Here is a 15,086-nt window from a genome sequence, read left to right on the forward strand (position 1 = left end):
GACACTTATAAAAAAGTGCCCCGTTATTCGGGTTATTTCTGTTTCAAGGAAGGAAACCCGTTTATAATCAAAATAAATATATGAACGGAGTGTGACTATGAGTAAACAGCTTTATTCAAATACGGAAACGAAACAATTAAAGGACAATCCGAATGTCTTAAAGGTCTCGGAACGTTCCATCACATACCATCCTTTATTTAAGAAAGCGGCAATTCAGGAATATCAGAAAGGAAACTTTCCAACTCAAATATTTGAGGAGCACGGATTTGACTTAGAAGTGATTGGGAAAAATCAACCAAAAAGATGCTTAAAACGTTGGCGTGACACGTTTGAAAAGTATGGAGAGCTTGGTCTGGAAGGGGAACGTCGTGGAAAAGGAAGTAAAGGCCGACCTTCTTCAAAGAATTTGTCTGCGGAAGAAAAACTTGAAAAAGCGGAAGCTCGTATTAAGTACTTAGAGGCTGAAAATGAATTCTTAAAAAAGCTAGACGAACTCGAAAGGCAGGCGTTGAAGAAGAAACGAAAATAGCTCCATCAGAAGTCTACCAGCTTATTGATGATACAATCCATAAATATTCCTTGAAGAATATGGTCTCTTATTTATGTGAATTCACAGGAGTAAGTCGAAGTGGATATTATGCGTGGATAAAGAGTGAGTCCAAAAGACAAGTAAGAAATGAAAAAGACGAAAAGGATATACAAATTATTCAAGTTATCTTCACGCAAAATCAAGAAAAAGTAGGAGCTCTTCAAATTAAAATGTTGCTTGAAAATGATTATGGAGTCATCATGAATCATAAGAAAATTCGGAGGTTAATGAAGAAATTTGACCTTGTGGCAAAGATCAGACAGGCTAAGCCATACAAACAAATGATGAAAGCCACTCAAGAGCACCGTACTTGCCCAAACCATCTTAACCGAGAGTTCACACAGAAGGAACCTGGAAAAGTCTTTTTGACTGATATCACCTACACGTATTTTGGGAAAGGTCAAAAAGCATATCTTTCTTGCGTGAAAGATAGTACTACTAAGGAGATTGTAGCTCATCATATATCTACTTCCTTAGGGATGGATATTGTTTATCGAACGATAGAGAAACTTCAAGAAACCGTAGGATGTTTCCATCCAGAAGCAATGATTCATTCGGATCAAGGGTTTCATTACACTCACCCCAAATTCCAATCTATAGTGAGAGAAACTGGCCTTCGTCAGTCCATGTCTCGAAAGGGTAACTGTTGGGATAACGCACCTATGGAATCATTCTTTGGTCATTTAAAGGATATGGTGGATCACCAATCATGTGAAAGCTTAAGCCAACTTAAAGAAGAAGTTAACCAGTACATAGCAAAATATAATAACAAAAGATATCAGTGGAAATTAAATAAGATGACCCCGGTGCAATACCGAGATCATCTTCTAGCCGCCTAAGGCTCTTTTTATAAACTGTCCGAATTATAGGTTACAGTTCACTTTTGGAAGGGGCTGCTTTTTTGTATGGATGGAATAAATAACTCAAGACCTACCATGTGTTTTTTTATTTGATGATTCTTTATCAAACCACTAAGCATCTGTCATCGAAACGCCGGTCTGCTTTTTCGGTGCTCCTTCCTGGATGGAGCCGTTTCATACAATCTTTTGTCTTCCTCTGTCTCAGGTATGATGGATGGGACTGGTGTCGGTTTCCCTTCAACATCTACAGCGACCATCGTTAGGAATGATTCTGTTGTCATCACTTTTCGTCCTTGAAGGAGATCATCGGCAAAAACTTTCACATACACTTCCATAGACGTGCGTCCTGTGCTCGATACACAAGCTTCTAACGTCAATGCGTCCCCTACTTTAGCAGAAGATAAAAAATCAACCGAGTCGATTGAAGCCGTAACAACAACACAGTTCGAGTGCTTCATTGCCGTGAGTGCCGCAATTTCGTCGATATAAGAGAGAACTTTGCCACCGAAGATGGTATCGAGGTGATTGGTATCTGGTGGCAGCACTAATCTTGTCTGTGTCATTCTAGAATAATGAACGGGCAAAGGTTCCATGAATGGGTTCCTCCTTTTTTAATATGGATCGTCCCTAATGGGAGAGATACAAATAACGATTCTCCCTCTGATTCATGGAACCGAAAAAAGCTCTTGATGGGTGCAATACACGTAACATCCTCCTATCTCCCGTAGGAATTCATGTTCTTCCTTATGGCAGGTCTCCTGGCTCAGGTTCAACAGTACATAGCCCTTCCCATTTAGGAAATAGTGGGTCATCCATCTATGCACCTTCCCATTACAGTGGCGGGACCGCGTTGGTTTTTCACCAAACTTCCCTTTTCAGCTTCTATGAAGAAGCCACCATAAGGCGATCAACTTTTTTAATAAAGAGAGCCACTCTCTTCTCATCCACTATCTCCCAAACCACCAACCTTGTCAATGCGAACAAAATATAGAAAATGAGATTTAAAATCATAAAAAAGGGGTTGATTACGAACAATAAACTGATATACTATCCATATCATTCGAATATTAACTTTCATATAATCGCGGGGATATGGCCTGCAAGTTTCTACCGGTTTACCGTAAATGAACCGACTATGAAAAGCGCACAAGATACCAGGACTTTCCTGTCCACGGTTTCATTGTGTTTGTCATCGTCCAGCACGAAAAGACTTGCTTTCCATAGAGAAAACAAGCTTTTCGTGCTTTTTTGTTTTTAAAGCTTCCTGAGCTCAGAAGTACGTGAGCGAAAATAAGTACATAACTCGAAAGGTGTGTTGGATATGGATCGTTTGAAAAAGAAAATCATAGAAGAGGGGAAAGTTTTATCATCTTCTGTCATTAAAGTCGATGCGTTTTTAAATCATCAACTAGACCCTGTACTTATGAAAGAAATTGGAGAAGAGTTTGCGAAACGTTTCAAAGAATTGGGGATTACGAAGGTACTGACATTAGAGTCATCAGGAATCGCACCCGCTCAAATGACAGCTCTCAGCCTGGGTGTTCCTGCAATTTTTGCAAGGAAGAAAAAATCATTGACTATGAAGGATCACCTCTATACATCAAAAGTGCACTCATTTACAAAGCAAGAAACAAATGAAATTTCCATATCCAAAGACTTTATGACTGATGATGATCACGTCTTGATCCTTGACGATTTCCTCGCAAATGGTCAGGCGGCGAAAGGCTTGATTGACCTTGTGGAACAATCAGGAGCATCGATCGCCGGTGTAGCGATCATTATTGAAAAAGGGTTTCAGGATGGAGGGCGCCTCTTACGTCGTCAAGGAATAAAAGTAGAATCCCTCGCCATCCTTTCATCACTTGAGGACCGAACGATCACGTTTGAAACACAGGGGGTATCTTCATGAAAACAACTGCCTTAGCCCTTCAACATTTGTTGGCGATGTATGCTGGAGCTATTCTCGTTCCATTAATTGTTGGTGGAGCGCTTGGACTAACTTCTGAACAACTTACCTATCTTGTTGCCATTGATATTTTAATGTGCGGAGTGGCTACCATTTTGCAAGTCGTCCGCAACCGTTTTTTTGGAATCGGTCTTCCTGTCGTCCTTGGCTGTACATTTACAGCCGTCGGTCCAATGATCGCCATTGGAGGTCAGTACGGGATTTCGGCCATCTACGGATCCATTCTCGTTTCTGGATTGTTCGTCATATTGATCAGCCGCTTCTTCGGAAAACTTGTCCGGTTCTTTCCACCTGTCGTCACAGGGACGGTTGTAACAATTATCGGAATTACATTGATTCCTGTTGCTATTAACAATATGGGAGGTGGGCAGGGAGCTGATGATTTTGGTTCAGCTGTCAATCTTGCTCTTTCCTTTGGTACACTTTTATTCATCATCCTTCTCTATCGTTTTACAAAAGGATTCATGCGTTCCATTGCCATCCTGATTGGTATTTTAGGAGGCACTCTTATCGCTACACTTTTTGGAAGGGTCGATTTCTCAGCCGTCTCTGAATCTGGTTTCTTCCATATGGTCGAGCCATTTTACTTTGGGACACCTAGTTTTCATTGGTCTGCCATTCTGACCATGATTTTAGTTGCCATGGTATCACTCGTTGAATCTACTGGCGTTTACTTCGCATTAAGCGAAATGACAGATAAGAAATTGGATGAAAAAGATTTAGCCAGTGGTTATCGTGCAGAAGGAATAGCCATTCTATTCGGAGGTGTGTTTAATGCTTTTCCATACACCGCCTTTTCTCAAAATGTCGGCCTCATGCATATGACAGGTGTAAAATCCCGGCGTGTGATTTTGGTTATGGGAGGCATGTTGATTGGACTTGGCTTCATTCCTAAAATTGCTGCCTTCACGACCATCATCCCTACCGCTGTTTTAGGTGGAGCGATGATTGCGATGTTTGGAATGGTCATCTCTCAAGGCATTAAAATGCTCAGCCGTGTCATGTCCGAATCTCATGAAAACTCTATGATTGTCGCTTGTTCTGTCGGGATGGGGTTAGGGGTTACGGTTGTCCCTGAATTATTCGCTAAACTTCCAGAAAGTGTACAAATCCTTACAAGTAACGGCATTGTCGCAGGCAGCTTGACCGCCATCGTTCTCAACATCGTCTTCCATATGCTCCCGAAACGCAAGACCAAGGAAGTTCACCTATTACACGAAAAGAGCGCTTAGTGCCTGACCAGGTCATACAGATATTGGAAGTTACATCTTTTCTCTTCACACAAAAAGACCAGCGCCGACCAATGTAGAATGGTCGGCGCTGGTTTTCTTTTATAATTGTTGCCTTAATACTTTTAAGGCTTGTTTTACTGTAGCGTATGTCTGAAGAGATAACTCACTGAAATCTGCATAAGGAGCACTTTGGATAGCAAAAGATGGTTTGATCCCTGTAATCACGAGCTTTGTTCCCATCAGATCCAGCAGCTGATTCATCTGGTAGATCCCCATATGAACCGCTTCGTTATAGGAGTGCACAGCTGACATGTCCAGAATCAAGTAATCCTCTTTCGTTTCTTTCACATGATGACTGACTGCTTCCAGCATCTGCTGAAGTCTGTCATCATCAATGGTCCCGACAAGCGGGAGTACAGAAATATTATCCTGTACAGGAACAATCGGCGTTGATAATCTTTTCACCTCTGACAAATAGTGCGCAATCAGTTCTTCCTGTTCCCGACGCTCTGTCACATCTTTTTGCACGCCGACGAAATACACCTGATCCATCTGCTCGATGTACACCGGAAAGATATGTAGTTCATTCCAGAACATCGTACCGTCCTTACGATAGTTTTTTATTTCTACTTGCACAGGCGTTTGTTGAGAAAGGCCTTCCCGAAGCCGTTCCACATGCTTGGGGTTCGTTTCATCCCCTTGCAGGAAACGACAGTTACGTCCTAGAATCTCCCCGCGTTCATAACCAGTAAGGTCCAAAAAACCCTGGTTGCAATAAATCATCGGGTTATCTTCTTGCTCTGGGTCCGTTATGACCACTCCAGCACCTACATGGTCGATCGCTGCTTTTATAAATTCATTTTGTTGAATCTCTTCTAATCTAGCAAACATGAGCTCTTCCGACACGGTAGAACATCCCCTTCAAGATTGGAATGAATTACTTTAATAATAAAATGAATTCTACCAATCATGCAAGTGGCATCCTCTTACCATGGTAGAATCGATAGCTCCGGCCAGCGTTCCTTCCACTTTTCAGCTTTATTCCGATAAACTTCTTTTGGTATCAAACGCTTATTCGGACGAATGATGCCTTGAAAAAGATCCTCTAAACCGAAAGGAGCATAGATGTCATATTCTCCATTACGGTTTCGCTTGATCCCTATAGAGGAAGCAGTCGTCGGCCACGTATCAATCGCGTCTTGAACAGATGTGTATGGTTTAATCTTCTGATTGAATTTTTCCTCATACCACAGGTGAACCAGGGCTTCGTTCGTTACATCAATCGAAAAAGGAAGGTCCATACAAGCAGCATTCCATTGATTTTCGAGATTCTCCTCTTCCGCAAGCGTCCCTGAAGCGTCAAAATAAAGTAGATCTGCATCGCCAATCCCATAGGCTGCAGGATAGCCGAATTGGTGGTTCCATACGCTTTGAGTGATTACACCAGCACCGATCCAACACTCCTTGGTAGACGACTGGGCCAATTCGAACAGCGGGCGGACATAGGGGCTCCACTCATCGATGACAGCTACTAGTTGTTTTCCCCTCTTATTCATCCACTCACCTCACTTCGCATGTGATTAAGAAAAGCTTCGACCTGGGGCAATGCTCTACTCCCCGGTTTCACACAGGCCCAGGTTTCCCGGACCATTGCTTGCCCCTCCTTCTCTAGTGGCAACCAACTGTAAGTGTCCTTTTCTTCATAAATAATGCTTGAAGGCAGGACCGTCATTCCGAGCCCACGCATCATCATTTGTTTAGCTGTTTCAAAGTGATCGACCTTGATTGAACGTTTGACCAAGATGCCACGATCTCTTGCCATCCAGGTTTCAATGAGTTTCTGAAAGCCCGGATCACTCTTGAATTCAATTAGAGGACGCTCTCCTTTTCCTATGGGCACGGTATCTAAGAGAAAAAGAGGATCACTCCATAGGTGGAAGGATTCATAGTCTTCGATTGGTTCTCCTCTTACGATGGCAATATGAAAGGGGGAGGCGGCTTGTCGTATTTCTTCACTTACTCCTGTGACAAGATCGATGGTTACATCTGGGTAAGCTTTTGTGAACGATTGAAGGAGGTCAGGAAGAAAGTGCTGGCTGTATAAGGAAGAAGCTCCGAGCGAAAGTGTACCGGCTACTTTTCCCTCGACTTGTGCCAACTTCTCCTGCAACATATCCTCCTGATCCAGCACATTTTCTGCATGAGTCAAGACAACTTCTCCGAAAGGCGTGGGAAGCAGCCCTTTCGGAGTACGGAGAAAAATCTTCCCGCCCAGATGCTCTTCTATGTATTTCAGACGCTGGGTGATCGCCGGTTGGGATATTAATATAGACTTTGCCGTTTTTCGGATGGTTCTACATTGATTCAAATCGAGTAGAAGCTGATAGTCCTCAATCTTCATGAACAGTCCCCCATAAAAATTTCTTATCACTTATAATTATAATGCAATATTATCCAAATCACTAAAAACCGAGTACGATCAATGTAGATAGAGGAGGGAGAACATGAACAAAACGAATATCAGAAAACTGATGGGCGGATATTTCTTATATGAGAGTGGTCGGGCGATGTACTTCGTCCTCATTACGTGGTTTTTATATCAATGGACGGAAGATGCTTTGTACACCGGTTTGTTCGTGAGCTTTGGATTCATCCCCGGTCTTTTTTCAAACGTCATTTTTGGGGTTCTGGTTGATCGAAGCAACCGTAAAAAGCTTGCGCGCCTAGCAGGCATGATTAGCATCATCTGTTTAGTTTTGTTAACGGGGACATTTGTGGGGGGTTTTGAACATCCATGGTTGATGATTACCGCCCATATGATTATGCAAACGGCTGGGTCATTATTCCGTCCGTCCTTACAAGCTCTTGTGGCTGAGGTATTTCCGAGAGACTCGCTCCCTCGAATCTTTTCCTGGTCCGGGTCAGCCACGGTTACAGGAAGTTTAACGGGAGCGGCTGCGGGCGGGGTTTTGGCCGGACTCCTATCCGTTGAAACCTCGCTGTTGATCGTCATCTCCTTATATGCGGGGGCTACAGCAACCATCCAGATGATTCGCTACACCCCGGTTGAGGTGAAGAATCGTAGGAACTCCTCCTCCTTTTGGGATGAGATGAAAGAAGGGTTCGTTTATGTACATCAAAACCAGATGCTTTATGGGTTGTTCGTCATGCTTATGCTTGGACAACTTACCTTCCACACGACTTTGGGATTTTTAAGCGTGTATACGAGTTCACATTTAAAGCAGACTGCGCTCATCTATGGAATGCTCGACAGCACGTTTTCCATCGGAGGTATCCTTGCTGGGCTTATCGGTACATGGTGGTGGGCAAAATGTCAGAACCGCATCGGCGTGTGGTCACTCCTGCTAACCGCTACTGGGCTTGCAATCGTTAGTTTCACCACTCTCGTTCCTTTAGCTTTCCTTGGCTTTCTTTTGATCGGGCTGGGTACATCTTTTGTCCGTGCCCTTTTGCAATCCGTGCAGCAAATGGCAACGGATTCCCGTTTTCATGGCCGCATGTCCAGCTTGCGCATGCTTTGTAATCAAACGTCTGTCGTCGTGACCGGTCCACTCTTTGGTGTTCTTGCTTCTTCCTACGGAGCCCCTGTCGTTTTCCTCTGCCTGCTCCTTCTGGTTACAGGTGGTGTGATATGGGCACATATTCAGTCCAAACGACCGGCATTTCAACAAATCACAAGACCGGCTTAAAATCGCCCAGCAAAAAGGTATGCTTCTTTATGTAGGAGCATACCTTGGGTGGTGTTATTTAGCTCTGCTTATCTCGTCTCTTCCTTCGGTGCGCGAGACACCTTCTCGACCTCAACTCCCAGCGTCTTCAAATAGTCGACAATCTGGTCTAGTCTCTTCATTTTTTCACCTCAGTATTTGAAATAAGATTTGGCACAGAAACACATCCATCTTCATTACGAACGGGACTGCACAAACGTTTCAACTTTTTCTATAAAAGACGATACCCGTAGTTCCTACTACTTATGCACCTTTTTAAACATTTGCACATTTTTTATCGATATTCCTCGAATCCATTTCACCTGTTCCTTCTTAATGGCATATCCTCGCTTCTGAAAAAATGGTCTCGCTACAGCACTCGCTTCGGTCGTGAGCACGTTCACACATCTTTCTTTGCCTGTTCCTCTAAAAAGTAAAGCAACTGAGTAGCTATACCTTCCCTTTGCCTGTCTGCGGCTACGTACAAAAAATCGATGTGGGCTCCAATTAGGCTGGCAAAACCTATGATGTGGTGGTCACCGTCCTTTGCGATGAGTGAGTAAGCGTTCAGAAAACGTTGATGCAAGTGGGGATCATTGTTCACCCCATCCGCCCAAGCTGTCAATTGCTCTTGATTGTAAAACCGGGGGGATATATTCAAGATCGATGTTCTGACCATTCTAACCACATAGCGAAGATCTTCTTTCTGTAGTTGTTCGATGAACCAAACCAAACTTCCCTCTCCCTTCTATCATAACAAAGCCACGTCCAAATGAATGTAATGGTTTTATGACAATTCATACAATTTCATGACGTGCTGAATGAAGACTTGAGCATCTTCCGTAATTTCCTCCTCATTGGATGGGGTGACGATGGAAAAGGATCGCGTTGTGGAGTGGATATAAGGAAGATGCATGATTAACTCCGCTGCGTCCGTATGTTTCACAACCGTTTTTGATATAAAAGAAAGCCCCAGTCCTTCCTTCACTCCTTGAACGACTCCATGATTGCTTCCAATCGTAATCGTCTTTTTCGGTCGGATATTTGATGACTCCAACATATAATCCAGCATAGCCCTCGTCCCCGAGCCTCCTTCACGTGTAATCCATGAATGGTCTTGTAAATCTTGAAATGTAACCTCGTTACATTTTCTCAAAGGATGAGTTTCAGGAACAATCACGACCATTTCATCTTCCATGAATGGAATGGAACTCAATCCCTGCTCCGTCACTTTTCCCTCTACAAGCCCTAAATCAAGTTCGTGCTGCTGGACTTCCCGGTTGATTCGTTCAGAATTAGCAATTCGCACCTGCAACTCAACCGCTGGATACCGATCATCAAAAGTTTTTAAAATCGAAGGAATGATATATTCTCCCACCGTGTAACTCGCACCAATATTGATGTGCCCGCCTACCTGTTCGTGGAATTGCTTCACTTCATTCCTGGCTTTATCCAGCAGCCCCAGCACCTGTCGAGCCCTTCGATAAACCATCTCTCCTGTAGCTGTCACTTCGAAATGTTTGGGTGAACGATCAATTAACGACGTTTGAAAAAAACGCTCCAGATTCTTGATATGTGCACTCACCGTTGGCTGCGACAAATTCAAAAGCGTAGATGCTTTTGTAAAACTTTTTTCGTCGATAGCGGTGATGTAGGTTTTCAATGCTTCTAAATCCAAAAGAACCGCTCCAATCATTCGTTTTTTCTATGATTAACATTATAAAGTTTTATTTTACGAATAACTACCCGGAGCGTATGATAGATAAAGGAAACAAAGGAGGTCCCATCGATGAACGACACTTATAATCAACCTCTTCTAAAAGGAATTGGATTTACAGCCATCGTTGCAGCTGTCGGATTTCTACTCGCCATGCTTCCGCTGTTGAATCAGGTCGGTCCTCTTGCGACAGCCATTCTCCTAGCCGTTTTATACCGTCATTTTTTCGGTTATCCAGAGACCATGCGCACAGGAATCCAATTTTCAGCAAAAAAATTATTGCGTCTAGCGATTATTCTGTTCGGATTAAAATTAAACATCAACGTCATTCTTCAAGAGGGCTTCCCTCTTTTATTAAAAGGAACGGTTGTCATCGTATTTGCGATCGGACTTATGCTCTTTTTTGCCAAACTATTTGATGCCGACCGATCGATGATGGCACTTCTCGGGATCGGAACAGGTATATGCGGAGCATCTGCCATTGCTGCCGTCACGCCCATTTTAAAAGCAAAAGAAGAAGATACGGCCATCAGTGCAGGTGTCATATCCGTAGTCGGTACATTATTCGCCATTGGGTACACCCTTATCCGCCCCCTTCTACCGGTGGATGCAGAAGCTTACGGAATGTGGGCGGGAATCAGTTTACACGAAGTGGCGAACGTTGCTCTTGCCGGAGAACCTGCTGGAGATGATGGCCTGGGAATGGCGCTTGTCGCCAAACTCAGTCGTGTCTTTCTGCTTGTACCGTTCAGCCTGCTGCTGATCTGGTTTATGAAAAAGAAAGGAACAGAAGAAAGCCGTTCCTCCATCACTTTCCCGTGGTTCCTTATTGGTTTTGTCCTGATGAGCTTATTCGGAAGCTTTGTGAATGGAACCATTCTTACGATTCCTGCAACAGCCATGAATGCCGTCTCTACGCTGACTTCCTTCATATTAACGATGGCCATGGTTGGTCTCGGTCTCAGCGTAAGTTTCCATGATGTCAGACACCGGGCATTAAAGCCCATGCTCTTATTGATTGTGACATCCATTTTGCTCTCACTTCTCACATATTGGATCATTTGAAAAGTCTAAGGATTCCTTAGGCTTTTTTTGTTCGACACTTCCTGTCTAATGATCAGAGTATTCGTCGAAAAAGTATCGTTTCCAAATCATTCTGTTACGATAGAATAGAAGATTGGAGGCTCATGCTTGTCCTTTTCCCGCATATAGTGAAGGGAGACTATATGAGGAAAGGACACGGTCTATGAGTTCTTCATCGCGAATCGGAGCTTCGCTCTATGCATTCCTCTCCATAACCTTCTGGGGTGTGTCTTTCGTTTCCACCAAAGCCGTTTTAGAAAAGTTGGATCCCTTTTCGCTGCTTGTCGTCCGGTTTGGAATTGGGGCGATCTTTTTATTATTGATGGTACTTTTATTCCGATACCCTTTGAAAATACATATCAAGTATCTTCCACATGTACTCATCTTAGGAGTCCTTGGAGTATTCGTCCATCAAGTGATTCAGGCGACTGCCCTGCTGACCATCCACGCATCCGATGCAGGCTGGCTGATTTCATTCTCCCCGATATTTACAGTTTTTCTGTCTTTTATTTTCTTGCAGGAGAAGCTTACCCTGAAGAAAATTGCTGGCATTACGATTGCCGTAACAGGTGTTTTCATGATTACGACCATTGGGAGGGGGCACACCTTCAGCTTCTCCTTGAGTCTTGGTTATATTCTTATGATCGCAAGCACATTGAACTGGGCCGTCTATTCCGTCCTTTTAAAAAAATTATCCGTCCCTGTACCTTCTCTTGTCCTGACCTTTTATATGAGCACCACAGGGTTCTTTTTGACCCTTCCTTTCTTCATCAGGAACCATGGCGTGGACCAATTACGTACACTCTCACCCGAGCACTGGGCCCACCTGCTTTTTCTCGGCATTTTTGTGTCGGCCATCGCCTACTGGTATTGGGCAAAAGCATTAGAGGTGATGCAGGCAACGCAGGTCTCCGTTTTTCTCTATTTCGAACCACTGGCTACACTCATCGCTGCCATCATCCTGCTGAATGAGAATTTCATTGCCTCTTCCCTTTTTGGAGGACTTTTGATCATCACAGGTGTCATGCTCGTCCAGGGAAGATTTTCATTTAGAAAACATGGTTAATAAGGAGGATTTCTATTATGAAGATGATCAAACGAGTAAAGGAAGCGTTCGAAAAACTTAATGACCATTCCCCCGAAACACTGAAAAAAAAATTGATTGAGCTGGACGTCACTTTAGATGAATTAGCTCCCTATTTAGATGACCCTGAAGGGAAGCCCTATTACCGCCAAATGATATATGAAGATGATGATGTGGAAATGATTGTTATGAACTGGGCAGATATTGAATGTGCGCCTCACGATCACGGGCAGTCCACAGGCTGGATCCAAGTAATGAATGGAACAACCAAGCAAACGGTCTATCAAGCCTATGGGGAAGCATTACCTTTTCCTCTCTTTACAGAATTCAAGGAGAATGGAAGTCTCTTTTTCGCTCCTGAAAAAGGGATTCATAAAATGGGCAGAGAAGGGACAACACCACTTGTGACCCTGCACCTCTATTCTCCACCTATCCGTGGCATGCGTGTCTATGATCTCGAAACCTGTGCTGCCTGCGTCGTATCCAGTGACTGTGGAGCATGGTGGCCGGAAGAACAACGGCAGCGTTTGAAAGAAATCAAATTACAAAAATAAAGAAGGAGGTGGCTCAGCCACTTCCTTCTTTACTGAATTTTATACTGATTTTCTTCCTCTACAAACCGGTTATACCGCTTTTGAAACCAGTAATAGAGGTGAGATACGACCACCTTCAAAATCGCATAGCCGGGAATAGCTAAAATGATGCCGACGATCCCAAATAAATGACCCGCCGTCAACAACACAAAGATGATCGTGACGGGATGAATATGCAAACTCTTCCCCATGATTTGCGGGGATATAAACTTCCCTTCCAGCAACTGTACAATCGTCCAGACAAAGACAAGTTTCACAACCATAAAGGGGGACGTCACAATCGATATAATCAACGCAGGTGTAATCGCTATGACAGGCCCTAAGTATGGAACTACACTTGTCACACTGGCAATCGCAGCAAGTAACAAAGCATACTCCAGTCCAATAATCAGAAAGCCGATGTACATCATAAGTCCGATACAGAAGCTTACGATGATTTGTCCCTGAATATAAGCCGACAATTGATGATCAATGCCTTTGAAGACACTGGATACTTCCGGACGAACCTTCGGCGGGAACATCCTTATGATAAAAGAAGGGAGACGATGCCCATCTTTCAACAAATAAAAGAGAATGAACGGCAGGGTTACAAGCGCAACCACTACATTCGTCACCGTTGAAATGATATTCGTAATCCCTTCTACGGTCTCAGAAGCGTAAGAAGATATATAATCAGGAATCTGTTTGATCATTCCATCCACATCTTCAAATAAATTCGTGTAGTAAGCAGAAAAGATCGAATTCCTCAACCATTCATCAATGGTATTAATTAAATCTTGTAAGTAACGCGGCAGCTCTTCAGCCAGACTGATCAACTGCTTTTCTAGAAATGGAATAATCAGGACCACAAGCATAGTGATGATCCCTACGAGCGCTAGAAGGGTGATTAAAATCCCCCAGATCCTTTTGATTCTCCAGGATTCAAGTAAATTGATGATCGGTCGCAGTAAATAATAGACGACAACCGAAAGAATTAACGGCAAAGCTACCGTTTTAATAAAAACTAAGAAAGGATCGAAAATGAATCCTACACTTGAAAAGACGAGGATGTTCAATCCTATCAGCAGGAGTACTCCTAAAATGAATAAAAGCTTCCGACCTCCGAAAAAGCGGATGACCGGTGTGGAATCCCATCGGTTCATAAGCATTTCCCCTCAACTGCATCGTTAGTCACATTCTATCACACTTATAAAAAACGAACCTTAACTTGCTTTCTTCCCTTCTAAGGAACGCGTCACACGTTTTTTTCTCGTAGAAAGATATACACCTGCAAAAATCACACCAAGACCTATAAGCAACTGACTTGTGACCGGTTCTCCAAGAAGGAGGTGCCCCCAAAAAAGAGCGGTCACTGGAACAAGATAAGTCACCATACTTGCAAACTCCGCACTCCCCCGGTCGATCATATAATAGAAAAGTAAATGAGCGATTCCAGAACCTACACACCCTAAACCGATCACGCTGATTATAAAGGTAACGTTCATATTTTGCCCGATAGTATTGAACAATGCAGGTTGTGTCCATAGAATGCCAGTCAAACCTACCACCGCTCCTACAAGGAGGGCAACAGCAGTCAGAAGAACCACATCAAATCCCCGCAAGTGCCTTCTTGTAAAGTGTGAAACAAATCCATAACATGAGGTTGCCAGAATCATTGTTCCGATACCGATGAAGTGGCCGGATTGGATATTTCCAAACTCAAAACCGGTCAATACCAGAATGCCGATAAAACCTACAACGATCCCTATCCATTGCCATCTATTTAATAAAGCCGAGAAAGCTAGAAATCCAATCAAGCCTGTCATAATGGGGGTCGTGGCATTGAGAACAGCTGCAGTATTACTAGTCAACACGGTTTGACTTAAAGCAATCAACCCCCAGGGGAGACCCGCATTGAACACGCCTATGATGATCAATTTACCCCATGGAAACGATCGGGGTAGCTGATGCTTCCTCCACTTATTTAAAACCAAAGGAAGAAGAATCACAGCTCCAGCAAGACACCTTAAAAAGACAGTCCCCCACACCCCGGCTGTGCCGATTAACGTTTCTATAAAAACAAAAGATAGCCCCCATATTAAACTTAAGGAGAGTAAAGCACCGTACAGTCTCATTATGTTGACCCCCATCCGCTCCTACCAATATTTCTATACTTTACCAAATCTAAACGAAACGCACAATACAAAAATAACCCTTCAGGTATCTTCCTGAAGGGTTATAAAATGATGTGGCGG

15 protein-coding genes and 2 riboswitches are annotated in these 15,086 nt (G+C 43.4%); of the genes, 7 read left to right on the forward strand and 8 right to left on the reverse strand.

The genetic code is table 11. The annotated features are described in order from the left end of the window. Window positions 1-97: 97 nt before the first annotated feature. Window positions 98-1,428, forward strand: a protein-coding gene (locus HFA01_RS18275) for an IS3 family transposase (protein WP_146818811.1) whose coding sequence is annotated in 2 segments (ribosomal slippage) — window positions 98-470 and window positions 470-1,428 — 1,332 coding nt in all. Because the reading frame shifts where the segments join, the coding sequence is not laid out codon by codon here. A gap of 143 nt (window positions 1,429-1,571) precedes the next feature. Here the strand turns inward: HFA01_RS18275 and HFA01_RS18280 are convergent. Continuing rightward, window positions 1,572-2,042, reverse strand: coding sequence for an acyl-CoA thioesterase (locus HFA01_RS18280; protein ID WP_146818812.1), 471 nt, complete (start codon window positions 2,040-2,042; stop codon window positions 1,572-1,574). 138 nt (window positions 2,043-2,180) lie between these two features. Beyond that, window positions 2,181-2,365, reverse strand: a riboswitch (cobalamin riboswitch). Between the two features lie 138 nt (window positions 2,366-2,503). Further along, window positions 2,504-2,605, forward strand: a riboswitch (purine riboswitch). Between the two features lie 165 nt (window positions 2,606-2,770). On the opposite strand from HFA01_RS18280, the gene HFA01_RS18285 reads away from it, so the two are divergent. Both HFA01_RS18285 and HFA01_RS18290 read left to right on the forward strand, forming a co-directional pair. Then, a complete protein-coding gene (locus tag HFA01_RS18285) occupies window positions 2,771-3,358 on the forward strand; it encodes a xanthine phosphoribosyltransferase (RefSeq protein ID WP_146818813.1) in 588 nt (195 codons plus the stop codon). Continuing rightward, on the forward strand, window positions 3,355-4,647 hold the full coding sequence (locus HFA01_RS18290) for a nucleobase:cation symporter-2 family protein (RefSeq protein ID WP_146818814.1): 1,293 nt from the start codon (window positions 3,355-3,357) through the stop codon (window positions 4,645-4,647). The genes HFA01_RS18285 and HFA01_RS18290 overlap by 4 nt, the downstream gene beginning before the upstream one ends. Window positions 4,648-4,746: 99 nt before the next feature. On the opposite strand, the gene ytvA is transcribed toward HFA01_RS18290, so the two are convergent. The 3 genes from ytvA to HFA01_RS18305 form a co-directional block, all read right to left on the reverse strand. Continuing rightward, window positions 4,747-5,538: a YtvA family blue-light photoreceptor gene (gene ytvA / locus HFA01_RS18295; RefSeq protein WP_146818825.1), complete on the reverse strand. Its 792-nt coding sequence runs from the start codon at window positions 5,536-5,538 to the stop codon at window positions 4,747-4,749. Window positions 5,539-5,633: 95 nt separating this feature from the next. After that, window positions 5,634-6,203: a nucleotidyltransferase family protein gene (locus HFA01_RS18300; RefSeq protein WP_146818815.1), complete on the reverse strand. Its 570-nt coding sequence runs from the start codon at window positions 6,201-6,203 to the stop codon at window positions 5,634-5,636. After that, window positions 6,200-7,048 (reverse strand): LysR family transcriptional regulator, encoded by an 849-nt coding sequence (locus tag HFA01_RS18305; protein ID WP_146818816.1) that lies wholly within the window; start codon window positions 7,046-7,048, stop codon window positions 6,200-6,202. Before HFA01_RS18305 ends, HFA01_RS18300 begins: the two co-directional genes overlap by 4 nt. A gap of 103 nt (window positions 7,049-7,151) precedes the next feature. Here HFA01_RS18305 and HFA01_RS18310 point away from each other — a divergent pair, with 103 nt between their 5' ends. Continuing rightward, window positions 7,152-8,357, forward strand: a complete 1,206-nt coding sequence (locus HFA01_RS18310; RefSeq protein WP_146818817.1) for an MFS transporter — start codon at window positions 7,152-7,154, stop codon at window positions 8,355-8,357. 418 nt (window positions 8,358-8,775) lie between these two features. Here HFA01_RS18310 and HFA01_RS18315 read toward each other — a convergent pair whose 3' ends face one another. Then, window positions 8,776-9,108 carry a GNAT family N-acetyltransferase gene (locus HFA01_RS18315; RefSeq protein WP_146818818.1) on the reverse strand — a complete coding sequence of 111 codons (333 nt, stop codon included), beginning with the start codon at window positions 9,106-9,108 and terminating at the stop codon, window positions 8,776-8,778. 54 nt (window positions 9,109-9,162) lie between these two features. Then, on the reverse strand, window positions 9,163-10,053 hold the full coding sequence (locus tag HFA01_RS18320) for a LysR substrate-binding domain-containing protein (RefSeq protein WP_146818819.1): 891 nt from the start codon (window positions 10,051-10,053) through the stop codon (window positions 9,163-9,165). 111 nt (window positions 10,054-10,164) lie between these two features. On the opposite strand from HFA01_RS18320, the gene HFA01_RS18325 reads away from it, so the two are divergent. From HFA01_RS18325 to HFA01_RS18335, 3 genes are all read left to right on the forward strand, one after another. Next, entirely contained in the window at window positions 10,165-11,157 is a 993-nt protein-coding gene (locus HFA01_RS18325; protein WP_146818820.1) for a YeiH family protein, read from the forward strand. Between the two features lie 181 nt (window positions 11,158-11,338). Next, window positions 11,339-12,241 (forward strand): DMT family transporter, encoded by a 903-nt coding sequence (locus HFA01_RS18330; RefSeq protein ID WP_146818821.1) that lies wholly within the window; start codon window positions 11,339-11,341, stop codon window positions 12,239-12,241. A 17-nt stretch (window positions 12,242-12,258) separates the two neighbouring features. After that, on the forward strand, window positions 12,259-12,813 hold the full coding sequence (locus tag HFA01_RS18335; protein ID WP_146818822.1) for a cysteine dioxygenase: 555 nt from the start codon (window positions 12,259-12,261) through the stop codon (window positions 12,811-12,813). 29 nt (window positions 12,814-12,842) lie between these two features. On the opposite strand, the gene HFA01_RS18340 is transcribed toward HFA01_RS18335, so the two are convergent. Then, complete coding sequence (locus HFA01_RS18340) at window positions 12,843-13,994, reverse strand: AI-2E family transporter (protein ID WP_146818823.1); 1,152 nt, start codon at window positions 13,992-13,994, stop codon at window positions 12,843-12,845. Between the two features lie 60 nt (window positions 13,995-14,054). Next, window positions 14,055-14,966 (reverse strand): DMT family transporter, encoded by a 912-nt coding sequence (locus HFA01_RS18345; protein WP_146818824.1) that lies wholly within the window; start codon window positions 14,964-14,966, stop codon window positions 14,055-14,057. Window positions 14,967-15,086: the final 120 nt, after the last annotated feature.

The organism is Halobacillus faecis (genome assembly GCF_007991335.1).
Classification (GTDB): domain Bacteria; phylum Bacillota; class Bacilli; order Bacillales; family Halobacillaceae; genus Halobacillus; species Halobacillus faecis.